The organism is Polyangium sorediatum (assembly GCF_029946465.1).
GTDB lineage: Bacteria > Myxococcota_A > Polyangia > Polyangiales > Polyangiaceae > Polyangium > Polyangium fumosum.
On record NZ_JARZHI010000043.1, the window covers coordinates 51,876 to 75,578 of the forward strand.

Annotated in this window: 18 protein-coding genes; 8 read left to right on the forward strand and 10 right to left on the reverse strand. The window is 70.4% G+C overall.

Annotated elements, in window-relative coordinates:
• The first annotated feature begins 1 nt into the window (after position 1).
• Positions 2–457 carry a type VI secretion lipoprotein TssJ gene (locus tag QHF89_RS33850; RefSeq protein WP_284721260.1) on the forward strand — a complete coding sequence of 152 codons (456 nt, stop codon included), beginning with the start codon at positions 2–4 and terminating at the stop codon, positions 455–457.
• Here the strand turns inward: QHF89_RS33850 and QHF89_RS33855 are convergent.
• Both QHF89_RS33855 and QHF89_RS33860 read right to left on the reverse strand, forming a co-directional pair.
• On the reverse strand, positions 362–1,234 hold the full coding sequence (locus QHF89_RS33855) for a hypothetical protein (protein WP_136971744.1): 873 nt from the start codon (positions 1,232–1,234) through the stop codon (positions 362–364). The genes QHF89_RS33850 and QHF89_RS33855 overlap by 96 nt on opposite strands.
• Positions 1,235–1,306: 72 nt before the next feature.
• The gene (locus QHF89_RS33860) at positions 1,307–1,804 is read right to left on the reverse strand and encodes a hypothetical protein (RefSeq protein WP_136971743.1); all 498 of its coding nucleotides are present in this window, start codon (positions 1,802–1,804) and stop codon (positions 1,307–1,309) included.
• Between the two features lie 936 nt (positions 1,805–2,740).
• Here QHF89_RS33860 and QHF89_RS33865 point away from each other — a divergent pair.
• Positions 2,741–3,664, forward strand: a complete 924-nt coding sequence (locus QHF89_RS33865; RefSeq protein ID WP_136971742.1) for a hypothetical protein — start codon at positions 2,741–2,743, stop codon at positions 3,662–3,664.
• A gap of 18 nt (positions 3,665–3,682) precedes the next feature.
• Here QHF89_RS33865 and QHF89_RS33870 read toward each other — a convergent pair whose 3' ends face one another.
• The 4 genes from QHF89_RS33870 to QHF89_RS33885 all read right to left on the reverse strand — a co-directional run bounded on the left by QHF89_RS33870 (position 3,683) and on the right by QHF89_RS33885 (position 11,597).
• Positions 3,683–5,407 (reverse strand): hypothetical protein, encoded by a 1,725-nt coding sequence (locus tag QHF89_RS33870; protein WP_136971741.1) that lies wholly within the window; start codon positions 5,405–5,407, stop codon positions 3,683–3,685.
• Positions 5,408–5,433: 26 nt separating this feature from the next.
• Positions 5,434–10,452, reverse strand: coding sequence for an nSTAND1 domain-containing NTPase (locus QHF89_RS33875; RefSeq protein ID WP_136971740.1), 5,019 nt, complete (start codon positions 10,450–10,452; stop codon positions 5,434–5,436).
• Positions 10,449–10,838: a DUF4280 domain-containing protein gene (locus tag QHF89_RS33880; protein WP_136971739.1), complete on the reverse strand. Its 390-nt coding sequence runs from the start codon at positions 10,836–10,838 to the stop codon at positions 10,449–10,451. Before QHF89_RS33880 ends, QHF89_RS33875 begins: the two co-directional genes overlap by 4 nt.
• A gap of 159 nt (positions 10,839–10,997) precedes the next feature.
• The gene (locus QHF89_RS33885; protein ID WP_136971738.1) at positions 10,998–11,597 is read right to left on the reverse strand and encodes a cadmium resistance transporter; all 600 of its coding nucleotides are present in this window, start codon (positions 11,595–11,597) and stop codon (positions 10,998–11,000) included.
• Positions 11,598–11,794: 197 nt separating this feature from the next.
• On the opposite strand from QHF89_RS33885, the gene QHF89_RS33890 reads away from it, so the two are divergent.
• Genes QHF89_RS33890 through QHF89_RS33900 form a run of 3 tightly spaced genes read left to right on the forward strand, consistent with a single transcriptional unit; the run spans position 11,795 to position 15,729 of the window.
• Complete coding sequence (locus tag QHF89_RS33890) at positions 11,795–12,538, forward strand: ABC transporter substrate-binding protein (RefSeq protein ID WP_136971737.1); 744 nt, start codon at positions 11,795–11,797, stop codon at positions 12,536–12,538.
• Positions 12,539–12,598: 60 nt separating this feature from the next.
• On the forward strand, positions 12,599–14,467 hold the full coding sequence (locus QHF89_RS33895) for a zinc ribbon domain-containing protein (protein ID WP_136971736.1): 1,869 nt from the start codon (positions 12,599–12,601) through the stop codon (positions 14,465–14,467).
• Positions 14,464–15,729, forward strand: a complete 1,266-nt coding sequence (locus QHF89_RS33900; protein ID WP_136971735.1) for an outer membrane protein assembly factor BamB family protein — start codon at positions 14,464–14,466, stop codon at positions 15,727–15,729. Before QHF89_RS33895 ends, QHF89_RS33900 begins: the two co-directional genes overlap by 4 nt.
• 1 nt (position 15,730) lies before the next feature.
• Here QHF89_RS33900 and QHF89_RS33905 read toward each other — a convergent pair whose 3' ends face one another.
• The gene (locus QHF89_RS33905; protein ID WP_136971734.1) at positions 15,731–17,968 is read right to left on the reverse strand and encodes an ATP-binding protein; all 2,238 of its coding nucleotides are present in this window, start codon (positions 17,966–17,968) and stop codon (positions 15,731–15,733) included.
• A gap of 283 nt (positions 17,969–18,251) precedes the next feature.
• Here QHF89_RS33905 and QHF89_RS33910 point away from each other — a divergent pair, with 283 nt between their 5' ends.
• From QHF89_RS33910 to QHF89_RS33920, 3 genes are read left to right on the forward strand one after another with little or no spacing between them, the layout of a single operon-like run.
• Positions 18,252–19,652, forward strand: coding sequence for a L,D-transpeptidase (locus tag QHF89_RS33910; protein WP_136971733.1), 1,401 nt, complete (start codon positions 18,252–18,254; stop codon positions 19,650–19,652).
• A 54-nt stretch (positions 19,653–19,706) separates the two neighbouring features.
• Positions 19,707–20,096, forward strand: coding sequence for a PH domain-containing protein (locus QHF89_RS33915; RefSeq protein ID WP_136971732.1), 390 nt, complete (start codon positions 19,707–19,709; stop codon positions 20,094–20,096).
• Between the two features lies 1 nt (position 20,097).
• Positions 20,098–21,030: an alpha/beta fold hydrolase gene (locus QHF89_RS33920; protein ID WP_136971731.1), complete on the forward strand. Its 933-nt coding sequence runs from the start codon at positions 20,098–20,100 to the stop codon at positions 21,028–21,030.
• Here QHF89_RS33920 and QHF89_RS33925 read toward each other — a convergent pair.
• Genes QHF89_RS33925 through QHF89_RS33935 form a run of 3 tightly spaced genes read right to left on the reverse strand, consistent with a single transcriptional unit; the run spans position 21,011 to position 23,685 of the window.
• Complete coding sequence (locus tag QHF89_RS33925) at positions 21,011–22,042, reverse strand: hypothetical protein (protein ID WP_136971730.1); 1,032 nt, start codon at positions 22,040–22,042, stop codon at positions 21,011–21,013. The genes QHF89_RS33920 and QHF89_RS33925 overlap by 20 nt on opposite strands.
• A gap of 57 nt (positions 22,043–22,099) precedes the next feature.
• Positions 22,100–22,858 (reverse strand): 4'-phosphopantetheinyl transferase family protein, encoded by a 759-nt coding sequence (locus QHF89_RS33930; protein ID WP_136971729.1) that lies wholly within the window; start codon positions 22,856–22,858, stop codon positions 22,100–22,102.
• Positions 22,855–23,685, reverse strand: a complete 831-nt coding sequence (locus QHF89_RS33935; RefSeq protein ID WP_136971728.1) for a metallophosphoesterase family protein — start codon at positions 23,683–23,685, stop codon at positions 22,855–22,857. Before QHF89_RS33935 ends, QHF89_RS33930 begins: the two co-directional genes overlap by 4 nt.
• Positions 23,686–23,703 lie beyond the last annotated feature (18 nt).

Below are 23,703 nucleotides of genomic sequence, written 5' to 3' on the forward strand. Positions count from 1 at the left end.
CGTGCGAGGCCACGCGTCCCTCTGCGGCCTGACCGCGCTTCTCGTCTCGGCGCTCGGGGCCGGCTGCGCGTCGTCGAAGGCTTCCCATGTGGATCTCGTGCTCCGCCCGGCGGCCGACGCGAATGGTGCGCGCTCCGTGTACGTGCTCGCCCGCGCGATCGACGAGAAGACGTTCGGCGCGGAGTCGTACGAGTCCGTCGCGGCACGGGTGACCACGCCCGACGAATCGGTGCAGACCTCGGTGGTGGTGTTACCCGGGCAGACGAAGGTGATTCAGGTGCCGGTGCCGGAGAAGGGGACGCTCGCGATTTACGCGCTCCTCGAACGGCCCGACCGAGACGCGTGGCGGGTGCTCCTGTCGTCACCGCCGCCGGAGAAGCTCGAGATGCGGATTGAGCGGAGCAGGCTTTGCCGTGTCTCGAAATCGGACGAGGTTTGCGTGCCGGAATCGCGCTGACGCGGGGCGGGGGCCTCCTTCGAGGGACGCGACGTAGGCCCTGGCGGCTACCTCGGGCCACCCTTGAGGCTCGTCGTTCGCGTGGCAGTAGGGGCAGCTTTCTTCTCCCGGGTCGGTCTCTTCGGGCCACCAATTGGGCTCGTTGTCCGTGTGGCAACTGGAGCATTTCTCCCTGATCTCGCGATCGATGGGCCCGACGAAGGGGTCGAGGGTGACGTCGCAGAGCTGGCCGTTGTTGTCCGGATCGATGTGGATGCCCATGAACGGGATCTCGTTCGTGTTGACTTCGACGACCTGCGGGGTTCCGTCGTCGTTCGTGAGGCCTTCACACGGATACTCGCCCGGGGGAATGGGCGAGACGGCATTGAACGGAGGCGTGCCGCTGCTGCAGCTCACGGCGACGCGTTGCACGTTGCATGCGGCGGGCACCACGCCGGTCGTGACGATCTCGGCCTCGCAGCCGCACCCCACGGCCGAGCTCAGCATGGATTCGAGCCCCACGCCCGGGCCGTAGATCCAGGCCGCCGTGAGGCAGCCGAAGGCCGGGTTCGAATTCACGTTCGCGACGCACGGGGGCGGCGGAGGTGGAGGGGGCGGGGGCGGCGACGTGGGGTTCGTGGGCACGATGGTGATGCCCTGGAGGTCGCTTGCGGGGGCGTCGCCGATAGACACAGCGTCGCCGTCCCCTGCGGAGAGGCACGCGGTCGCGCCCGCGCAGGAGGCGGCGAGCAAGAGGAGGTGGGTGAAGTGAAACCGGCTGAAAAGAGGCGTGCTCATCCCGAAGGTACGCCCGTCGACCTCAGCCGGTTTCACCTTGGCGAGGCGCCGCCCGTGTCCCGGCAGGTGGGATCAGCCGGTGCTTTCGCTCGGCTCGTTCAGCTCGGTCGGGCCGCTCGATTTCGCGCGGGTGGCGGCGCTCTTCTGGGCGGGGCCATATTGATAGGCGAAGAGGTCCTCGAGCGGGCCGAGGATCTCCGGGCCCTTCGGGTCGCGCTGGCCACGCCGCCGCGCCTGTGAGGCGATTTCACCGAGGAGCATGGCGAGATCGTGGCCCCGCCCGGCGCGGGTCTCGATGAGCATCTCGGCGAGCTTCTCCGCCGCGGGGACCATGGCGTCGAGCCGCTGGTGCTCGTCGGCGATATCGAGGGCGCGCTGCACGTCCCCCGCGTGGAGCCCCGCGCGGTCGATCTGCTCGGGGGTGAGGCGCTTCAGGTTGGCGATCGCCTTCGCGACGCCCTCGCGAATCTTGATGAACTTCAACATTTGCTCGGCGGTGACGTCGATGAGCGCGAGGTCGCTCGCGTCGATGTGGGTGTCGCCGGGGACGGGGTTTTTGGGGTCATTCATGAGCTGCCTCCAAATGGGGGACGGTTGGGTTGTCGTGCGGCGGTCGACGGGAGAAGCCCCGTCTCGTGCGCCGTGCCGGAGATCAAGGCACGAGGTATGCCAAGCGCTTGGCGAGGGCGCGCCGAGACGTCGCGCGCGAGCGGGGCGCGAGGCGTGTGGGCGCGTCTCCGAGGCGCGTGGGCGCAGGAAAAAGACGCGTGGGCGGGGAGCAAAGGCGCGCGCGCGTGAGATCAAGACGCGCGTGCATGATGTCGAGATCGTTCGGGAATGTCTTGAAGGCGCGTGGCCGTGACGTGAAGACGCGTGGGCACGAGGTGAAGGCGTGCCCACGTGCCTCGGCGACGCGCGCACGCGACCTGGAGACGCGTGCACGCGACCTGGAGACGCGTGCACGCGACCGTTGGGTCGCGATCAGGCGGTGAGAAGGCTCACGTGCAAGGGGGCGGCAGGACTGGACATCTCGCGAAATTGTCCGGAATTGTCCAGAATTGTCCGGATTTGTCCGGTCCGCGTGGGCGGGCGTACCTACGGCGCAGGCGCGACGCCGGAAGGGGAAGGAGAAGGCGCGGGCGAAGGCCGGTTTCTGGGAGCGAGGGGGCGAGGTTGGTAGCGTGGCGCCTCGGAGCCATGGCCAACGAGGATCGATCGCCGAAGCATGGGTTGCCTGGCCGGAGCGCGCCGCCACATCCAGCGAGGATCCAGCCGAAGGAAAGGCCAGGGCAGGCGGCCCCCGCGCGAACGCCGCACCCGGCGACGGTGTTGCAACGGCAGAACGCCCCGGCCTTCCCCGCGAAGGTGCCGCACGCCGCGACGGTGGCGCAGCCGAAGGCCCCGCATGCGGCGCGGGGGATGCCGCCGGAGGCCCTCGTCGCTTTGCGAAAAGCGAGAGGTGTCCTTCAGGCAGCGTCGAACGGTCCCTTCGATCCCTACCGGCCCATGAATTTCTTCCGAGAAGAGACCCTATCGAACTTTTCAGGTCGAAATGACAGCGGGGTCGTCTTCGGTAGCACGGTGCAGCGTCCGGCGCGCTCGTTCGCGGGCGAGGAGGCGGCGCAGTTCCTTCGGCACCTCTCCACGTACTTTTTTTACTACGCGAACCACTTCCTGGAGAAAAGCGACGCGGAGGTGGAAGCCATGTACACGAACGAGCGGATCCTGATCTCGGCCAACAATCCGAAGACGATGGAGCAGCTCTACCAGCAGCTCTTGAAGGAGCCGACGCTGCTCGACGCGATCCGCACGATCCCGAGCACGAGCTCCGATCGGCGCGGCGCCCGCGTGGTCGACCGCTTCCAGGACGAGATGATGAGCCCCGACCTGACCGAGGACGTGCAGTTCCTCGCCCAGGGCCTCGCGATGGTGCCGATCCGGGAGTCCGTCGAGCAAATCGCGCTCCGAACCGCCGGGCCGAGGACGGACGTCCTCGTGGAGCCTCATTATCGAGAGAAGCTGATCCTCGTGACGGGCCTCGGCGTGCACGCCGAGCAGAAGCTCCTGCTCGTGCTCATCAACTCCCGCCTGCCGAAGACGACGCCGGTCCTCGTCCGCGGCAAGAAGCGCCCCTGCTTCGGCTGCTGGTTGTGCCTCTACTTCGTGGCCGACGTGATGGGGTACAACTTGAATTACAACACGCGCCCCGGAAAATCCTGGACCAATTCGATCGATGGCCTGAAGGCGATCATCGACAAGGCGCTCGGGATCGACGTTCCGAAAAAGGTCATGCGGGAGTGGGGCGACAAGGTGATCCGAGAGTACGCGGCCAAAAAGATCCACTCGCACGTCTCGACGGTGTACGGGACGGGCGCCGAGGATCCCGGGTTCGACAGCGAATCCGACGACGATCTCGACAGCTATACGTGAGCCTCCGACGAGGTGGCGTCAGCCATGCCCGAGTGATCCGCGCCCGCCCTTCTTGTACCGGTCGAAGAGCTTGCGCAGCTCGCCGAGCTCGATGCCGTATTCCTTGGCGATCTCCTTGTGCCCGCGTTCGCCCACGAGCATGTGGCCGAAGGCCTCTTCGAGGCGCTCGAGCTCCATGGGGAGCGCCGCGGGCTCGACCTGCGCCGTCGGCGCGGGCGCAGGCGCAGGTGCGGGGGCGGGGACGGGCGCGGGCGCTTGTGGGGCCGGGCCAAACCCGAGGACGTTCGCCGCCGTGGGGGCGGGCGTCGCGGCCGGAGCCGCCTTCGATGGCCGTTTGACATGGAGGCGCACCGCGGGATCGCCGAGGAGGATGTAGCCGGAGAGGTCCTGCCGGAGCATCCAGAGATGCCCGAGCCGTACCTCGTCGCGTCGGCCCCCGCTCGCCTCCTGATCGTAAAGGCTCGTGAGCTCGGTGTTCGCCTGCTCGAAGAATCGCACGAGCTCGCGGAACGCGAGGCCGACGCGGTCGCCGCGCACGAGGGAACGCACGACCGACATGAAGCGGGCCGGGCGGGCGATCGGCGTGCCCGCGTCGCGCTCCTCGAAGCTGTAGGTCCAGGCGAGATCGATGTGGCCGAGGAAGGCAAGGGGGCCCTTCGGGCTCGCCAGCGCAGCGCGGGGGAGCGAGGCGATGAAGGGGGGCGCATGGCGAGGGAGGGCCTTGAGTACCTCCTCGGCCTCGCCGCCGTAATGGCCGAGCTTCTGCAATCGTTCGAGCCAGTGGCGATAAGCGCTCCGATCCGGCGTGCCGCCGCCATAACAGGCGACCATGAACCAGATGCCGTCCGGCACGAAGGGGCGCTCGCCGAGGTCGCTCGCGGCGAACGTGCCCTCGCGGCCGAATCGCATGGCCCCCTGGCGCGCGCGTTGATCGACGAAGCTCTTCCAGCCCTCGCGCGGGGCGCCTGCGCCGTGGCTGACGCTGAAGAGCACGCCCGGATCGGGGCGGGAGGCGACCTCGACGAGTTCGTCGGGGGAAGGCGCGTCCATGCGCCCGCGCTCTTCGAGGGTGCTCGCGGGGAATTGCCCGGCGTCGAGGCGCTGGCGCACGAGATCGAGGCCCGGACGCACGAGCGCGCGGTACGTGGCCGCCGTGGCCGCCGTGCCGTCGTGCACGGTATAAAACGTGGCGTGGGGGGGCGCGTCGCGCGCGGCCGCGCGCTCGGCGGAGAGGATCTTGTGGACGTAGGCCTCGTAGCCGCGTTCGTCCGGAAACGCGAGGCGTCCGACGAACCCGTCCGATTGCTGGACCTGCTGGAGCGCGAAGGGGACCTGATCGAGATCGCCGAGGATGAGCTGATAACGGGGCAAATCGATGGCGAGGTCGGCGCCCCGATCGAAGACCTCCTTGCGCCAGCGCGCGGCGCCCGCCATGTCGAGGCGCGAGGGCGCGCGGAAGGTCTTGATCTCGTGCCCTCCCTGGGCGGCGCGGCGCGCTTCGAGGAGAGGGCGCACGAGCTCCAGCAATCGATCGCCCGTTTTGCCTTCCGGTACGATCACGCCCCAGCGCTGGGCCGTGAGGTCGTCCGGGTCGTCGCCCTCGTCCCAGAGGTGCGTCGGGCCGGGGCGCGCCTCGGGGCGCTCTTCGTGCTCCGCGGCCGCGTCCGTCGGCAAGCCGCTTTCGAGGAAGGCGCTGCCGTCGTCGTCGTGGCTGAGGAGGAGGTGGAGGGCATTCGCAGGCATGGCGTCCTCGATTCACACAGACGGTATCATTTGTGGGCGCTCCGCGCGCCGGTCGTCTGGTCGCGCGAGCAACTGTCGGGGTCGAGGCCTTGCTTCTCGGCGCACGCGCGGCAGCCCTTTTGCGCGGTCTCCTCGTCCTCGGCCAGATACCGCTGGCGGAGCGCTGCGGTGGCGCAGTCGTCGTTGGCGCGCTCGAGGCTCGCGAGGATGGCGTCGGGCTCCGCGTCCCAGCGCTGGAGAAAGCCCTGCGGGTCCACGGTGAGGATGCCATTGCCCTGCACGTCGAATGCAGCAATGGGAAAGGTGGACGCCGCGCCCGCGAGGGCGAAGACCTGGCCGGAGCCGTCGACCTTCCAGAGGACGACGGTGTTGTTCCGGGCTCGCGTGATCACACGCTCGCCGCGCGCGTCGAACAGGACGGAGAGGAGCGGGGCGGGATGTACGAGCTCGACGTAGGTGCCGTCGCGTTTCCAGATGCGTACGGTCCTGTCCTGCGAGGCCGTCGCGACGCGCTCCCCGTCGGGAGAGATGGCGACGGCGGTGATCGTGCCGTGATGGCGGCCGAGCACCTTGGGGTTGTTCCGGCCGTCGAGGTCGACCCACCAGGCGCAGCCGTCGTCACGGCCGAGGACGATGTCCCGCGCACCCGGGCGCATGCTCCACGCGACGGAGGTGAAGCCGCCTGCATTCGCGGAGACGTGCTTGCCGGACGTGGAGGCCCCTGGGCTCTCGCATTTCTCGGCGGAGACCCGGAGGGGGAGCGGGGGGCGCTCGGGGTGGTCCGCGTCCCATACGAGGGGCGCGTCCTGCCTCGCGACGCTGACGAATTGGTCGCCGCTCTGGTTCCACGCGAGCGCGAGGATCGGGGCGTGATGTTGTCGAGGGAGCCGCCGCGAGGGGAGCGGAGGGAGCCGCTCATGGGAGGCAGGGCGCTTTTCGAGGGGCGTGAGGGCGAGGTCGCCCCCTTCATCTCCGGTGACGATGCTTTTCCCATCCGGGCGCCACGCGGCCGTCACGATACGCCGCTTGCCATGCGAGAGCAGACCGAACGGGTGGATGCCATCGTAAAACGCGTCGTTCGGACGCACATCGTACACGGCGAGCTCGCCCGTGGGCGCGCTCTGGAGCACGCGGTCCTGGGCGGGGCTTTCGAGTGCATACGTCACGTAATGCTCGAGGATCCGCGGGAGGACGGGCCGCGGGAGGCGTCCGAGGTCCCAGAGCCGCGCGGTCTCGTCCCAGGAGCCGGTGACGAGGCGATGACCGTCCGGCGAAAAGGCGACCGTGGTGACGTCGGCGTCGTGGCCATTGAGGACCGCGACTTCCACGTAGGCCGTATATTCGGCGTCGCACGTGCCGGGCGGTTCGTCATTCTTCGCCCAGATGCGGACCGTGTTGTCGTCGCCGGCCGTGGCCACGGCGCGGCCGCTCTTCGGATGAAAGACCGCCAGATTGACCGGGCCCATGTGGCCGCGCAGCACGGCCGTCGTTTTGCGGGTCTCGACGTCCCAGATGCGCGTGGTGCCATCGTACGAGGCGGTGACGATCGCCTTGCCGTCCGGGGAAAACGCGGCCGACGAGAGGGGGCCGGTATGCCCTTCGAGGCAGGCGGCGCGGGTGCCTTTGCGGGCATCCCAAAGGCATGCCTTGCGGTCCCACGAGGCGCTGACGATACGTTTGCCCTCGGGATCGAAGTTCAGGGCGGCGACGACGTCCTCGTGCCCGGTCCAGCGGGCTTCGAGGAGGGGGCCGGTGACCGGGGAGAGGTCCCACATCTCGATGGCGCCTTCGCTCGTCGCCGTGGCCACGCGGCTCGCGTCGGGGGAGAAGACCGCCGCGCAAAGGGATTGAGACGTGCCGCGGAGCTCGGCGACGACGAAGGGCTCCGGGCCGGAGACGTCCCAGATTTTTGCCATGCCATTCAAGGCAGCGGTGAGCACGCGGCGGCCCTCGTGGTCGAAGACCGCCGAGGAGAGCGGCGCGTCGTGGAGCAGAACGAGGGGCTTGCCCCGGCCATTGCCGTCCCAGATGCGGGCGGCTCCGTCCTCGGAGGCCGTGACGAAGCGGCGGCCGTCGGGGGACCAGGTGGCGTGCCACAACTTTTCGTAATGCCCGGAGAGCGTGACCTTCGGAATGGGCAGCGCGAGGAGGGTCTGCGCGAGCGAGAGGTGCCGGAAGTCCGTGAGGAGCTCGGGGAAGGGGCCGCTTCGCTCCGACATGACGGACGCGGCGGCGGCCTGCCGGTTGCGCGCGACGAGGTTCAAGGCGCCGCCGATGCGCAATTGCTTTTCGGCGAGGGCGCGCTCCGCGTCCGCCTGCTTGTGCGCTTCTTCGGCCTTGATGCGATCCAGCTCCGCCCGCCTCCACGAGGCGTCGGCCTCGGCTTTGGCCCGGCTCGTGCGGAACGCGAGGAGCGTCATGACGACGGCCACGACCAGCGCGCCCGCGGCGCCGACGACGAGCTTGCGCCGCTCGATACGCTGCTTTTCGCGGGTCTGTGCGGCTTCGGCTTCCTCCGCGTGCTCGCTCGCCTCGATCATCGCGCGCGTGTCGTCGTCGAGCTCCTCCTCGGCGTGCGCCCGGATCTGCTTGGCATACCCGAGCTGGGCGCCACGGAGGAGGGCGCCGTGGGCTTTGTAATCGGCGGCCCAGCTCTCGAGCTTGGCGATTTCGACGACGCGCGCCCGATCCTCGGCGAGCCAGGTCGCGAGGCGGTTCCACCGTCGGAGCAGGGCCTCGTGCGCGACCTCGACGACGATGCGGCCGCCTTCGTCCTGCCGCGAGACGAGGCGCGCGGCGACGAATCGTTCGAGCAAGGCCTCGAAGCGCGCGCGCCGCTCCGGATCCGTCGGGAGGATGCGCGCGAGGGGGACACGGCGGCGCGTGTTCGAGGCGCCGCCCTCGCCGAAATGGGTGAGGCGCGAGAAGAGGCGGCGGGCGAGCTTTTGCGAGGGCTCGTCGAGCTCGTCGACCACGGCATCCGCCATTCGTTCGAGCGCGCCGAACACGCCGCCGAGCTCCTCGTACCGGGCCGCGTCGAGGGTCTTTCCTCGCCGTTTCTGCCAGAGGAGGTCGAGGACGTATTCGACGAGCGGCAAGGCCGTGGGCTCGGCGCCTACCTCGGCGATGATGCGGTTCGCGAGGCCTTGCGAGAGGGAGAGGCCGACCTTGCGCGCGGGCTCTTCGATCACGGTGCGGAGCTGCGCGGGGCCCATCTGCGCGACGAAGACGCGGTGCGCCTCGTCATAGGCCACGCGATCGAGCCGGAGGCCCGTGCCCGCGTCGAGCACGATCTGCCCGCATTCGCCGACGAAATCGACGCGCATGCTGGTGATGCAATGGATGTTGCCCTCGCCGGAGCAGCGCTTCCAGAGCTCGGCGACGAACGCCTGCCGCTCGGCCGGATCCTGCACGTGGGTGAAGACCTCCTCGAATTGATCAACGACGAGGAGGAAAGGAAGGTCTTTGTCGCGGCGCGCCGCGAGCGCGGATTCGAGGGCGCTCCGCGGAGACGCGCCGGGGCGCATGACGACGGCTTCCCACGCGCCGCCCGCGGACGAGGCGAGCGTGGTGATTTCGCGGTGGAGCACGGAGAGCGCCTGCTGCGCGGCGGCGCCCGGGCTCCTGCGCCCGAGGAGCTGCGCGAGTCGCTCGATGGCGCGCTTGACGTCGTCGGCGTCCGCGGCGTCGGCGCGGCTGGCGCCGCGATCGAGGAGGCGCGGGACGACGCCGGCGAGGACCATGGAGGATTTGCCGGTGCCCGAGGCGCCCGCGACCACGAGAAAGCGCGGTTTTCCCGAGGCCGCGAGGGCCGCGAGGTCGGCGAGCGCTTCCTCGATCTCGGCTTCGCGGCCGAAGAAGAACCGGCGATGCGCGGCGTGGAAGGCGAGGAGGCCCCGATAAGGGCGAAACACGATCGGGCGGGTGTCGCCCTCGTCCTCGGGGCGGGCGTGCAGGGTGAGGCTCGCCCAGTCGAGCCTCCCTGCACCTTCGCGGAGGAGGCGCTGCCGGGCCGCGAGGAGCGCGTCTTCGACGGAGGTGGGCTCGACGAGGAGTTTGTCGTAAAAGACTTCGGTGAAGGTGATCGAGCCGGAGGTGGTGAGGGGGAAGCGGGAAGCGACGACGGCCTGGATGCCGGCCTGGTGGAGGTTCTGGGCGACGCTGCCGAGGTGATTGCCGATCTGTCCGGGATTGCCGCTGTCACAGGCCGAGAGCACGACGAGTCGAATGCGGCCCGCGTGGGGGGCGAGGAGCTGCCGGAGCTTGCCCGCGTCGAGCAAGACACGCTCGCCGCTGCCGTCGTCCGCGTCCCAGGCGAGGCCGTGGGTTTGTCCGACCTGGGTGCCGTGGCAGAGGAGGTGGAGGACGTGGATGGTTTCTCCCGACGCGGCGGCCTTTTCGAGGGCGCTGGAGAGGCGGCCGAGGGAGAGGTGAGCGAGCACGTCGCGGGCGGGATCGAAGGGGTGATGTCCTCGGTCGGCGGCGGCGCGGAGGGCATTGGATTGCTCGGCGAGGGGCACGGCGCCGGCCGCGGCGGACCAGCCGAAGAGGATACGCCCGCCCTCGGGCAAGGGCGAGGGGTCCTCGGGGCGCGTGGTGCTCTCGGGCCAGGCATAACGAACGAGGACATTGGGCAGCTCGCCGAGGTGCTGGCCGCTCGATTTGAGCGTCAGGAGCTCCCAGGGCAAGGCATAAAGCTCCGCGGCATTCGAGCGGAACGTGATCCGCACCGGATCGCCGCGCGAGGACGCGTCGAGGATGCTCTCTTCCGTTCGGGCCCAGCCCGCGGGCGCGAGGAATCGCCGGAGGGCGCGGCCGAGGCGCTGGACGATGGCAGGGTCGCAGCCGGGGCGGCGGACGGCGTCGAGGTCGGCGAAGAGCGCGGGGGTCCAGTCGATCGTGACGGTCTCGGCGCCGCCGCCTTCGGTGTGCAGGACGTACGTGACCTCGCCGTCTGGCAAGACGAACGATTCGTCGGCCTGCGCGGTGCGGGTGAATTCGAGGAGCAGGTTCCCGGGCGGCGGTGCGGGGGACGGGGGGCTCATCCGCCGGCCATGACCTTGAATTGGCCCGGGCTCAGGATCTGGATGACGCCGCCATACGAGCACATGAGCTTGCAGGAATTGTGGAGCGTGGGCAGGCTTTTCAGCAGGACCTTGGTGCTGCCGGGGATCCAGGTGCCAGCGGGGACGGGGACGCAGGGCATGGGGGTGAGGACGCCCAAGGCGGCGGACGTGGCCGCGGCGACCGTGGGATTCGCCAACGACGTGCAAGCGCCGAAAGGCAGGACGTTGGTCGCGGTCACCATGTCGGCGATGTTCGCGGCGGACGTGGTGGCATTCACCATGTTCGCAGGCAGGACCATGATCGAAGAGGGCGCCATGCCGAAGCTGCACATCGCGGTGGCGCCGGTAGCGATTTGAACGGCCATGGGGTCACCCGTGCCCAGGAAGGGGCGCGGGGAGCGTAGCCGGGGGCGCGGGGAGGGCGCTAGTTTTTGGCGGGAGCGTGCAGAAGCCCGCGGGCAACGCGAGCTTGGTCGCATCGGACCATTTGAACACGACGTGCAAAGAAGGTCCGCTGGACTGCCTCAGGAAGGCATGACGAGCACAAGCGCGTCGGACAAGAGCCACAGGCCGAGCCCCATCAAAACGAAGGGCAGGGCGACGCGGCCGTAACGCGAGATGGTCTTTCCGACGATCGGGTTGTTGACGAGGTAGTAACCCGCCGCGCACCAGACGGCGGTCATGACGGCGAACGTCGCGGCATAGGCGGGAACGAACGGCGGGTCTCTCGAGAACAGCGGGATGTATACGCCGAGGTTGTCTCCGCCGTTCGCAACGGTGGCACTCGCGACTTCCAACGCGCGCGAACCAGACATGGCCGGGGGCGCCTCGCCCGATTCGTCCGTCGGTGCGGACGACCGGAGCTTCCATAACGCGCGCACGCCAAGCACGAGGGGAGCGAGGCCAAGGAGCCCGATCCAACCCGGCGGGATGACGATGGCAAGCCGCGCGCACACGAAGCTCGCCACGACCAAGACCGCAATGCCGAGAAACTGACCGACGACGACCTGGCGTGGAGCGTACCGCGGATCGGAGAAGAACGCCGAGAGCAGGAGGATGTCATCGACGTTCGTGGACGCAAACACGACAATGGCGACGCCGAGGAGGGAGATGATCTGCATCATGGCAAAGCGTTCTTCGGGGAGTTCGCGAATGTTTCTCGCGCTCGGGGGTAGGTTATACGCAACCTTGCTTGCCGTTGCGAGTCAGTTGGGGTGGGCGTGGTTCTCCACGAGGTGGCGAAGGCCCGCCCGCGCCGATTTGCTTTGGGAGACCGTTGCCGATTGTGCCGATGGCCGCGCTTGGATAGTCTCCGGCCATCATGGCAGAAGCGATTCCGTCCCACGTCGTTCAAGCCCTGGCGCCGACCGGGCAGCTCCGCGCGGCGATCAACTTCGGGAATACCGTCCTGGCGCAGAGGGACCCCGTCACCGGCGAGCCGCGTGGAGTCTCCAGCGAGCTCGCGCGCGAATTCGCCAAACGACTCGGCATCCCGATCGCGTTCGTCACCTTCGACGCCGCTGGCAAGGTATTCGAGGCGTTGAAGCGCGGCGAATGGGACATCGCCTTCCTGGCGATCGATCCGGTGCGCGCGGCCGAGATCGACTTCACGGGGCCTTATGTGCTGATCGAGGGCGCCTACGTCGTGCCGAAGGACTCGCCCATCAAGACCACCGACGAGGTGGACCGCGACGATATCCGTGTCGCCGCCGCCAAGGGCAGCGCGTATGAACTTTATCTGACGCGGACACTCGAGCGCGCCAAGGTCGTCACACAGCCGACCGGCTCCGAGGCCTGCGAGATGTTCCTGCGCGACAAGCTGGAGGTCGCCGCCGGCGTGAAGCAGCCGATGACCAAGTTCGCCGAGGCGCATCCCGAGACGCGCCTGATCCCCGGCCGCTTCATGGCGATCGAGCAGGCGATGGGCATGCCGAAGGGCCGCGACGCAGGCGTGCGCGCGCTCCGCGCGTTCGTCGAGGAGATGAAGGCGTCCGGCTTCGTCGCGAGGGCGCTCGCGCGCAGCGGCCAGAACGAGGCGGTCGTCGCGCCGCCGACGCTGATTTGATCCGCGCATTCACTGCAGGGGGCTTCCCCTGGCGAGCTTAACCGGTAGTATCCGCCGGTGATGCACTGCCCCGAGTGCGGGACCAAGAGAAGCCCCGGCGCCGCCACCTGTGGCGCGTGCGGCTTCGCGCTGGCCACGCTCGAGCCGGCGCAGAAAGGCGCCGCCGTCGCGCGCACGATGATGGGCGTGTCGCTCGCGGACCTCGCCAAAGGCCCGAACGCGGCCCAGGAGGTCGATCCCGACGCGCCCACGCGGGTCATGCCCGGCACGAAGAACCCGCCGAAGCCCGTCGTCCCGCCGCCGCCCGAGAACCGCACGATCGTGGGCATGCCCGCCCTCGCGCCGTCGGCGGGCGCGAAGCCCACGCCCGCGCAAGCCCCCGCGCAAACGCTGCTCGGCGTCGTCTCCCCGAACGCCGCGGCGCCCGGCGCATCGCCCGCGGTCAAGGCGCCGCCGCCGGCGGAGGGCACGTTGCTCGGCGTGGCGCGGCCGGGGATCGCGCCGCTCCGCGCGACGGATCCGAGCGCCGAGCCCGCGCGGGCCGGACGCGCGCGCGAGATGCCGCACGAGCTCGGCGCGACGATCGTGCCCGAGGTGATGGAGCGGCTCCGCGACGCCAACAACGCGCGGCCGCCCGCCCGCGACCGCGACAGGGACAAGCTCGCGCGCAAGCGCCTCGTCCTGCCGCCCGTGCAGCCACGCGGCGAGATTCCACGTGAGCGCGTGCGCAAGAACCGAAGGCGCGCGCTGCCGGTGATCCTCACGGCGGGCTTGCTCGTGGTGTTCGCCGGGGTCTTCGCGGTGCTCTACACGAGCCCGCCGCCGCTCACGGCGCGCGTCAAAGCGACGCCCGAGGGGCGCGAGGCCGTGGAGATCGAGTGCCCGAGCTGCCCGGACGGCACGAAGGTGCAGATCCACGCGGCGAGCGCGGACGTGAAGAAACACGTCGCGCTCGTGACCCTGCCCGCGCCGCTCGCGCTCGGGGAGAACCGGCTCAAGGTGTCGCTCGACAGGCCCGGCAGCGGGCGCGACGAGTCGGTGGGCGTGACGGTGCACGTGAGTTATCGGCTCCGGCCCGATCTCACGGGGCTCGCGAACGAAAAACCGTCCGTGCACGTGGCGGTGGAGGCCGTGGGCGGGACGGAGATCACGATCGACGGCAAGCCCGCGGCGGTGAAGGACGGGCCCGCGGTGCACGTGATCGACGTGGCCTCGGACTGCACGGGCCCCGCCGACGAACCCGCGACCTTGAAGCGGCGCGTGCCGTACGTCGTGAAGACGGAAGGCGGCGCGCGGGAAGAAGGCGCGGTCGACGTCGCGGTGGGGATCGTGCCGCTGCACATCGACGCGCCGGGCACGCGCGTGATCGTGGAGGGCGAGACGTTCGTGCTCGCGGGGCGCACGATGAAGGGCGCGGAGGTGCTCGCCGCGGGCAAGCCGATCCAGGTGTCGGCAGATGGATCGTTCGCGCAGCGGATGAGCGTGTCGTCGGTGGGATCGACGAACATCGAGGTGCGCGCGAAGGCGCCCGGGATGGCGCCGCGGATCGTGCCGATCGCGGTGCGGCGCGTGGAGAAGCTCGCAGCCGCGGCGCACGAGTTCATGGCAGACAAACCACTCGGCTACGCGGCGTTCGCGGCGGCGCAGGCGAGCGACGTGGGCAAGCCCGCGGTGGTGTCGGGCGAGATCGTCGACGCGCGGACGCAGAACCACCAGACGATCTTCTTGCTCGACGTGCCGGTGAAGGAGGGCTGCCCGAAGGGGCAAAGTCCTTGCCGCGTGCGGCTCGTGCACGGGTTTCCGAACCCGGCGAAGGCGGGCGAGGTGATCACGGCGTATGGTCAGCTCGGCAAGCCGTGGAGCGCGCCGGGCAGCAGCGTGGTGCCCGAGATTCAGGTGGCGTTCACGATGCCCGGAGAGCGGAGATGAACAGGAAGACACCGTCGCGCCTGGGGACGGCGCTCGCCGTAGCGGCAGGCTTGCTTTCGCAGCCCGCGCCCGAGAGCGCGCGCGCGGAGGGGATCGATACGACGCGGCCGTACACGGTGGTCGTAGGTCCGCCGCGCGGGTTTGCGCCGAGCGAGCGGGTGGACGCGCGGCGCACGGGGCAGAGCAAGTCGCGGCTGCCGTCGGCGCCGGTCGACAAGTGGCGCAGGCACGCCGGGGGCACGATCGAGGTGCCGCCGGTCGTGGACGAGTCGGGGCGGATCTACGTGGCCATGACCCTGCCGGAGGTGGTCGCGTACGCGTCCGACGGCAAGGAGATCTTTCGGACGCGGCTCGGCAGCGCGCCGGCCATCGCGCCGCCGGTGCTGACGAGCGACGGGACGCTCCTGCTCGTGACGAGCGCAGGCACGGCGGTGGGCCTCGGGCGCGACGGTCGGGTGCGCTTCGCGACGCCGCTCGGGCAACGAGGCCGCGACCTCGACGTGGCGCCGCTTTCGCGTTCGGATGGAAGCGTGGTCATCGGGGGGCGAGCGCTGGTGGAGCTCGATCCGAGCGGCGCGGTGCGGGCGCGGGCGAGCTTGCCGGAGCGCGCGGTGGGGGCGCTGATCGAGGGGCCGGAAGGGACGATCGCGACGGGCGAGGCGGGCGGGGTGTACGTGTTCCGGCCGCCGAACCCGCCGAAGAAGGTGGGGACGTTCGGCGGGCCGCTGCTGCGCGGGGCGGCGCTCGAAGGCGGGCGGACGCTGCTCGCGGTGGTGGGCGGCAAGAGCCTCGTGGGGCTCGATCTCAAGACGGGGCTCACGCACGTGCGGGCCGGGGACGTGGGGCTCGGGACGTACGACCAGCCGGTGACGATCCATCCGCGCGGGTTTGCGATGGTGACGACGTCGACGGGGTTGCTCTTCGGGATCGACGCGGCAGGCAACGAGCGGCTGCGGATGGTGCTGGACAAGGGAGCGCAGCCGACGGGGCCGGATCCGGCGGCGGCGGCAGGGACCGCGGCGGCGACGGGGTTTTTTAATGCGTCGGCCGATGCGAGGTCGAGCCCGGCGCTGCTCGTGGATGCCGAGGGGCGCGTGGCGTTCGCGCGGCACAATGGGCGGGTGGGGGTGGCGCGGCCGGATGGGAATGTGGCGCTCGCGAGCGAGCGGCTTTGCCCGGCGCCGGTGGCGATGCAGCCGGCAGGGGACGACAAGCTGGTGGTGGTTTGCCGGGATGGCAGCGTCTGGATGCTGGGGATCTGATTTAGGCCAGCGGGATCCGACACACGAACCGCGCGCCGCCGTTGTCCGCGCGCTCCAGGGTGAGCGCGCCGCCGTGCCGCCGGGCGATGTCCCCCGAGATGGACAAACCGAGGCCGGTGCCCTGGCCGCGGGGCTTCGTCGTGAAGAAGGGCTCGAAGATGCGGCACGCGATGTCGTCGGGGACGCCCGGGCCATTGTCGCTGACGGCGACGAGGGCCGCGCCGCCGTCGCGGCGGGCCTCGATGAGGATCCGAGGCGTCGGTTTGCTCGGGCGCTGGTCGGTTTCGAGGGCCTGAAGGGCGTTGACGAGCAGGTTCATGCAGACCTGGCTCATCTCGCCCGAGCGGCAGAGGACCTCGGGCACGTCGCCGTACCGCTTTTCGACCTCGATGCCGGCGTCGCGCAGGCGGCGGCCGAGCAGGACAAGGGTCTCCTCGATGCCGGCGACGAGGTCCGTGGGCACGACCTCGCCGGGCGACCGGGAGAAACTCTTCAGGTTGCCGACGATGCGGACCGCGCGGTCGCTTGCGCGGCGGAGCAGGTGCGAGATGCCGACGAGGTCTTCGAGGGCGGCATCGACGTCGAGCTCCTTCATGGTGCGTTCGAGCTCGTGCCTGCGCGCCGCAGAGAGCTCGGGCAAGGCCGCGCGGAAGGCGGCGAGGGTCTGGCCGAGTTCGGAGGAGAGGCGTTCGAGGGGCGCAGCGGCGCCCGCGATGGCCGTGAGCGGGTTGTAGATTTCGTGCGCGACGCCGGCGAAGAGCTCGCCGATCGAGGCGAGGCGCTCGCCCTGGACGAGGGCGGCCTGGGCGCGGCGGAGCTCGTCGAGGGTCTTCGTGAGCTCGGCCGTGCGGGCGGCGACGTTTTCTTCGAGGCCGGCGCGCTCGCGTTCGAGCTCGGCGATGGTGCCCGCGAGGCGGACGCGCATGCGCTCGATGCTCTCGCCGAGCCCGACGACCTCCACGGGCCCGGTGACGGGCGGCGCCGTCGCGTCGAGCGCGCCGCCGGCCACGCGATCGGCGGCCCCGGCGAGCACGGCGAGGGGGCGGCTGAGCTCACGCGCGGCGCGGGCGACGACGCCGAGTGCGGCGACGATCATGGTGCCGAATGCGGCGATGAGGGCGGCGATGGCGTCGACGTCCTGGCGGAGGTCGCTGCCGACGGAGAGGGCCCGGTAGAGGCCGACGGAGGCGAAGAGGGAGAGCGTGGTCGTGAAGAGGAGCGGCAGGCCGAAATCGCGCAGCATGCGGCGGCGCAGGTTGAGGGGTTCGGCGAGCATGGCCACGCCGGAGCCGGTCCAGGCCCGCAGCCGTTCGAGGATGGGCGCGACGGTGTCGCGGTCCCAGGCGCGCTGATAAAAAGAGACGCCAAACGCGAAGAGAATGCCGAGGCAGATCTGCGTGAGGCCGTCGGCGAGGGACCAGGCGGCGCGGCCGGGTCGGGCATAAAAGACGCCGATGGTGATGAAGGCCGACCAGACGGTGAAGTTCAGGTAGGAGAGGGTGCTCGGCAAGGCCTCGGCCTGGGCGAGGGCGCGCTCGTGAAGGGCGCGGTCGCCGGTCGGGCCGGCGGCGAGGGCGCGGGCGACGCGGCGGGTGGCGGGGCGGATGGCAAACGTGAAGCCGATGGTGCCGACGAGGGCGAGCGCCGGGACGAATTCGAGCCAGGCCTTGAAGAGGACGGGGCTCTGCGTGCGGAGGAAGGCGACGCAAAAGAGCATGAGGGTGTGGCCGCCGACGATGCCGGCGACCATGGCGGACTCGGCGAGTTTGTCGCGGAGGTTGCCGATGTCGGTGGAGGTTTCGGCGGGGGCGGTTTGGCCGAGCGCGGCGGCCGCCGTCTCCTCGGGGATCAGGCGGCGATAAAAGGCGCGACGGATGCCGCCGGCCATGAGGCCGAAGCCGGCGGCGGCGAAGAGGACGCGGGAGCCGATGTGCGGGACGAGGGGGCTGACCGCGAGGGGCCAGGAGAGCGTGCGGACGAGGGCGGCGACGAAGAGGCCCCGGGGGCCGCGGCGGACGAGGGCCGGGCCGGCGAGGGCGGAGAGGGAGAGGGAGACGACGCCGATGGTGATGGCGAAGGGCAGGGCCGCGGAGAGGGCGTCGGGGACGACGGTCCAGACGAAGAGGAGCGCGGAGAAGGCTTCCCAGGCGGCGGCGAGCAGCTCGGCCTGCAGGTGGCTCGGGGCCTTCGGGGGGCGGATGGTGGAGGGCGGGGGGAGGGTGCGGCGCTGCGGAGCCATGGAGCGTGGAGCGATGCTACGGGTTTTTCGGCGCGGCGGAGTTGCGCCGGCGGGCGAATCCGGGGCATAGCTGGGGGGCAGGATGCGCGGCTACCTTCTCGCACCGTTCGTGCTCGCGGTCGGATGTGGTCCGGCGGAGCCCGCGCTCGCGCCGCCGCGGGAGGCGCCGGTCGCCGTGGCCGCAACCGCGCCCGTTTCCGCTTCCGCTTCCGCTGCCGCTGCCGCTCCCGCTTCCGCTCCCGCTTCCGCTTCCGCTGCCGCTGCCGCTCCCGCTTCCGCTCCGATGGCCGACCCCGCGCCGGCGGCTCCTCCCGGCCCGCGCCTGTATGCCGTCGAGGGCATTCCCTGGATTTACCCCACGCCCGAGAAAAAGGGCGAGCGCTACCTCGGGTACATCCGGGTCGGTGAATCGGTCGCCTTGAAAAAGCCGGAGCCCGTGCGCGGGGCCGGGTGCGCGCGGGGGTTCTGGGCGATCGAGCCGCGCGGGTACGTCTGCAACGACCCCCTCGTCTCGCGCGAGCCTCCGCCCGAGGTCCGCCCCGCGTTCGACGCGACGTTGCCCGTGGCCGGGCCCTTCCCCTACAAATACGCCATTTCCAATGGCGCGCCCATGTACAACCGCGTGCCCACGCCGCGCGAGCAGGCGCGCATCGAGCGGCTCCTCGGCCCCGCCGGCGAGTTCGAGCCGCTCTCCAAGTTCCTCTCCGCCCACGAGGACCTCGCCGCGCCCCAGCCGATCACGCCCGCCGACCCGCTGCCCGTGTTCCTCGAAGGCGGCAAAATGGTGCGTCCGGGTCGATTCGATCTCGTGCGGCAGAACATCCCGCATGGATCCATGCTCTCGTACACGAAGGCGTTCGCCGCCGAGGGACGCACGTTCCTGCTCTCGGTGGACCTCACGGTCGTGCCCGCCGACCGCGTGCGCCCGTTCCGCCCGAGCACCTTCCACGGCGTCCGCCTCGGCGACGACGTCTCCTTGCCCCTCGCCTGGTTCCGCAAATCGCCGCGCGCGAAATGGCGCAAGCTCCCGGACGGCGCCCTGGAGCGCACGGGGACGTCGTTCCCGGCGCGCTCGTATGTGATGCTCACCGGCCAGTCCACGCAGCACGCGGGGGCCACGTACCTCGAAACGAAGGAGCGCGAGGGCGGGCAGCCCGTGTGGGTGGAGCAATCCGATGCGACCGTGGTCGAGCCGCGGCCGAAGCTGCCGTTTGGCGTGCGCGAAGGGACGAAGTGGGTGCACGTGCGGATCACGCAAGGCACGCTCGTCGCGTACGAGGGGCTCAAGCCCGTGTTTGCCACGCTCATTTCGCCGGGATCGGGCGGCGTGCCGGTGAAGGGGATCGACAACGTGAAGGCGAGCACGACGCCGACCGGGACGTTTTACGTGACGTTCAAGGACAAGGCGGCCACGATGTCGCCCGAAAAAGGCGAGGATCGCTCGTTCTGGATCGCCGACGTCCCCCACACGCAGTACTTCCACCCGCCCTTCGCGCTCCACGCGGCCTACTGGCACGAGCGTTTCGGCGAACCGACGAGCGCCGGCTGCGTGAACCTCTCGCCGATCGACGCCGAAACGCTGTTTCATTGGACCGACCCGCCCGTGCCCCCCGGTTGGCAGGGCGCCGCGGGCGCCGGCGCCCCGGAGAACGGGCCGACAACGGCGGTCGTGGTTTCAAGGTAGAATCGTCACGTGCCGCCTTGCGTCACGTGGATTCGATGGCCATCGTGAAGCCCCATGCGAACCGAGATCCGACGTAGCACCTGGGTCAAGCCCCTCCTCTCCGTATTCGGCGGCACGGCCGAGCGCTCGTACGTCGACATCAAAGGCGACGAGATCCACGTTCGTTTCGGCTGGCTCTTCGACGAGCGGATCCCGCTCTCGCGCGTCACCTCGGTCGAGCGCGCGCGCTGGCCGCTGCTCGGCGGGCTCGGTTGGCGCACCAATTTCGTCGATACCGTCGCGGTCGTCGGCTCGTACGACGACGTGGTGCGCATCCGCCTCGCGCCGGCCCAGCCGATGCGCGTGCTCCTGCGCGTGCCGGCCGAGACGTTGTATGTCTCGGTCGAGGATCCGGACGCGTTCGTCGCCGAGGTGCGGCGCCGGATCGCCTCGCGGGTGTCCTGAGATGAGCTTCCCCGCGTTTCACCCGTTCCGCTCCGCCGAGGCCCGCGCGCGGTTCCTCGCCCGTTACGACGAGCGCGCCGCGCGCTGGCCCGTCCCCTGCGAAGGCCGCGAGGTCGATACGTCGCTCGGACGAACGTTCGTCCGGGTGAGCGGACGCGCGGGCGCCCCGCCGCTCGTGCTCCTGCATGGGGTCTCGGGCAGCTCGCTCCAATGGGGGCCGAACATCGCGAGGCTCGCCGAGCGGTTCGAGGTCTTCGCCGTCGACGGCATTCACGACTGCGGCCGGAGCGTCTATTCGAGGCCCGCGAAGGATGGGGCCGACTACGCGAAATGGGTCGACGAGGTCGCGACGGGCCTCGGGATCCGGTCGGAGTTCGCGCTCGCGGGGCTCTCGTACGGCGGGTGGATCGCGAGCCAGTATGGGCTGCGATATCCCCAGCGGGTGCGAGGCCTCGTGCTCGTCGCGCCGGCGAACACCGTGCTGCCCATCCTAGGGAAATGGATGGCGCGCGCCATCTTGACCGCCCTGCCCATCCCGTGGCTCACGCGGAGCTTCATGCAATGGATGCTCGCGGACACGGCGGCGCAGGGCGAGGTGGGCCGGAAGCTCGTCGAGGAGGTGAGCGGAGACTCCTACCTGGCGGCGCGATCCTTTGCGTGGAAGCCCATGACGCAGCCGACGGTGCTCGGTGACGAGGAGCTCCAGGCGTTGCCCCGGCCGACGTATCTGATCGTGGGGGAAAACGAGACGATTTATTCGGCGAAGGACGCGATTGCGCGGGTGAAGCGCGTCGCGCCGCACATCCAGACGGAGCTCGTGCCGAAGGCGGGGCACGATGTCACGCTCGCCCAGGCGGATCACTTCAACGCGCTCTTGCTCTCGTGGCTGGGCGAGGGCGGGGCGGCGGCGACCGCTACCGAGCCTGCTGGATAGCCTGGAACGCGTCGTTCTGGCAGGTGTACGCCGGCCACATCGTGTCGCACCGGAATTGCACGTAAAGTTCTGTCACGAAGCGCGCATGGGCGAGGCCATGCGCGCCCAGGATCACGCCCATCAGCGCCAAGCTCGTCACGCCGCGCCGCACCGCGCGGCGCAGCGCGCCGAGGGCCTGCGCGGGATTGCCCTGCACGAGCTCGACGGCCCGATCGCGGCCTCGATACGCGGCGGCGCTCCGCGCGAGGCGGGAGGCGACGTCGTCGCCGAGGCCGAGATCGACGCGGGGAACGGAAGGATCCACGAGCGGCGCGGCGCCCTCCTCGTCCGCCTGGAGCCCCGGCGCGAGCGCCGCCTGCGCCCGCTTCAAAGCACGTAGGTCGGCGGCGAGGACGGCGAGCGTCACGAGGGCCGTCGCGAGCAGGATGAAGAGCGCCGGGAAGGGAGCTTCGACCTCCTCCAGGCGCGCCGCGGGCCAGTCGAGGGCCGCGAGCAACGTGGCCGCGGAGAGGGCGGCCGCGAGGATCCCCCACACGGCGCGGCGATCGCTGCCCGCGACGATCGAGCCGAGGCGGGCCCGCTGCGCGCGGCGCGCGGACGCGAGGACGAGCAGGCAAACGGGCAAGAAGAGGACCGCGGAAACGGCCCCGCTCACGGCGCCGCCGAGCGTGCCGCCCTGCGCGCCGTCGAGGCCCGCGACGAGCGCGCCGGCCGCGGCGCCGGCGAGGAGCACGAGGAAGACGTGGTACCCGATCCGGTCCGTCCGCGAGCGCGTCTCCGGGTCGGGGGCTTCGATCTCGTACCAATACCGCCACCCGAGGCAAAGCTTCTTCAGGAGCACGCCGGTGGCGGCGCCGATGAGCGTGGTGCCGAGGGCCGCGAGGGGTTTGACCTCGTCGTACGTGACGCCGACGAGCGGGTTCGCGAGCAGGCCCGCGGAGAGCCAGCCGGCGGCGGCGCCGGCGATCGCGAACGGGGGAGCGAGCTGCGGAAAACGGGATCCGTCGGCCATCGGAGCCTCCTTGTCCCGAGGGGGACGCGCGAGGCGTGGCCGTCCTTGGGCCGAACGTCAGGCCTTCGGCGGCACGTCCTCGAACGGAAGACACCGAAACATCTCGACGGCGATTGTTCCCTCGCCCGGCCTGCGCTCGATCGCGGTCGCCACGCGGTGCCGTCCGCCGAGCGAGGTCAGCGAGAACTGCCAGCGCGACGGGTCGTCCCGGAGCTCGGGCTCGAAGCTGATTCGAATGGGGCCGTCCTCGTCGAGGTGATACGAAAAATGGTCGAGCGGGATGGCGAGGCCCATGCCGCGCGCCTTGATGTAGGCTTCCTTGAGCGTCCAGTAATCGAAGAATCGATCCCGCTGGCGATGCGCGGGCAGCCGGCGTAACGAGGCGGACTCGAACGGGGAGAAGAAGCGGTCGGCGATGCTCACGGTCTCGCCGCGCCGGTGGGTGTCCTCGACGTCGAGGCCGACCTCGCGGCCCTGCGCGACGAGGCAAGCGACGAGGCCACGCGTGTTCGAGAGGTTGAAGCGGAGCCGCGGCGCGCCCTTCGGCCCCGCGACCTCCGGGCGGCCGTGGCCGTTGCGCACGAAGACCCAGTCGCGCGGGGGGACGGGCGAATATGCGCTGAGCACGGCGCGGACGAGCGCGCGCGTGACGAGGTATTCGTGCCGGCCCTCCAGAAACCGAAAACGCGCCTGCTGCCGGGCCTCCTCGGGGGACATGACAGAATGGTACGCCGCGCGCAGGTACCAGTCGTCGACCGCGTCGGGATCGACGTACCAGAGGTGCGCGGCGCCCGGCGGCAAGGAAAGGAGGCTCAAAGCGTGGGCTCCGGCGTCGGGAGGATCTGCTTCACGTAGGTGTCGATCAAGCGGTCGCTCCGGCGCTCGCGCGGGTATCCGAACGAGACCTCCTCGAAGCGGACGCCGTCGACGTGCACCGTCCTCCGGACGTGCAAATGCCCCTGCACGACGACACGCGCGTCGAAGCGGACGTGCCAATCCGTGGTCTTGCGCGTGCCGCACCAAGGCGAGAAGCGCGGCACGCGCGGCAAAAACACGAGATCCTGGCGCAACGGGAAATGGTTGATGAGCACCTTCGGCATCGCGGGTGCTGTGCGGAGGCGCGCCTCGGTCTCGGCCACGCGCGCGTGGCACCACGCGGGGCGGCTCGAAAACGGCGCGGGATCGAGCAAGACCTCGTCCGCCGCGGCGATGCCCTGCTCCGCGGCCCAGTCGACGGCCTCGCTCACGGGCACGTGATCCGGGCGGAACGTGTAATCGTAGAGCAGGAACATGGGCACGAGGAGGTGCGGCCCGCCTTCGCCTTCCCACACGGGATACGGATCCTCCGGCGTGAGCACGCCCCGCTCGCGGCAGAGCTCGACGTACCGCGTATACCGCGCCGCGCCGCGTGGCTCGCGCGGCGGCGCGTGGGGATCGACGTAGAGCTCGTGGTTGCCCGGCACCCACACGAGCTTGCGGAACCGCGGCGCGAGCGTATCCAGCACGAAGCGTACGTGCTCGAACGTCTCGCCGAGATCTCCGCCGAGGATGAGCCAATCGTCGGGCCGCGCGCCGAGGGACGCGACGGCGGCTCGATTGTCGGGAAATCCGACGTGCAAATCGCTGATGGCGAGGAGCTTCATGAGATCAGACGCGCGCGC

Coding starts and splice junctions, on each gene's coding strand:
- QHF89_RS33855 (WP_136971744.1), bottom strand. CDS start 1,234: ATGAGCACGCCTCTTTTCAGCCGGTTTCACTTCACCCACCTCCTCTTG.
- QHF89_RS33860 (WP_136971743.1), bottom strand. CDS start 1,804: ATGAATGACCCCAAAAACCCCGTCCCCGGCGACACCCACATCGACGCG.
- QHF89_RS33865 (WP_136971742.1), top strand. CDS start 2,741: ATGAATTTCTTCCGAGAAGAGACCCTATCGAACTTTTCAGGTCGAAAT.
- QHF89_RS33870 (WP_136971741.1), bottom strand. CDS start 5,407: ATGCCTGCGAATGCCCTCCACCTCCTCCTCAGCCACGACGACGACGGC.
- QHF89_RS33875 (WP_136971740.1), bottom strand. CDS start 10,452: ATGAGCCCCCCGTCCCCCGCACCGCCGCCCGGGAACCTGCTCCTCGAA.
- QHF89_RS33880 (WP_136971739.1), bottom strand. CDS start 10,838: ATGGCCGTTCAAATCGCTACCGGCGCCACCGCGATGTGCAGCTTCGGC.
- QHF89_RS33885 (WP_136971738.1), bottom strand. CDS start 11,597: ATGATGCAGATCATCTCCCTCCTCGGCGTCGCCATTGTCGTGTTTGCG.
- QHF89_RS33890 (WP_136971737.1), top strand. CDS start 11,795: ATGGCAGAAGCGATTCCGTCCCACGTCGTTCAAGCCCTGGCGCCGACC.
- QHF89_RS33895 (WP_136971736.1), top strand. CDS start 12,599: ATGCACTGCCCCGAGTGCGGGACCAAGAGAAGCCCCGGCGCCGCCACC.
- QHF89_RS33900 (WP_136971735.1), top strand. CDS start 14,464: ATGAACAGGAAGACACCGTCGCGCCTGGGGACGGCGCTCGCCGTAGCG.
- QHF89_RS33905 (WP_136971734.1), bottom strand. CDS start 17,968: ATGGCTCCGCAGCGCCGCACCCTCCCCCCGCCCTCCACCATCCGCCCC.
- QHF89_RS33910 (WP_136971733.1), top strand. CDS start 18,252: ATGGCCGACCCCGCGCCGGCGGCTCCTCCCGGCCCGCGCCTGTATGCC.
- QHF89_RS33915 (WP_136971732.1), top strand. CDS start 19,707: ATGCGAACCGAGATCCGACGTAGCACCTGGGTCAAGCCCCTCCTCTCC.
- QHF89_RS33920 (WP_136971731.1), top strand. CDS start 20,098: ATGAGCTTCCCCGCGTTTCACCCGTTCCGCTCCGCCGAGGCCCGCGCG.
- QHF89_RS33925 (WP_136971730.1), bottom strand. CDS start 22,042: ATGGCCGACGGATCCCGTTTTCCGCAGCTCGCTCCCCCGTTCGCGATC.
- QHF89_RS33935 (WP_136971728.1), bottom strand. CDS start 23,685: ATGAAGCTCCTCGCCATCAGCGATTTGCACGTCGGATTTCCCGACAAT.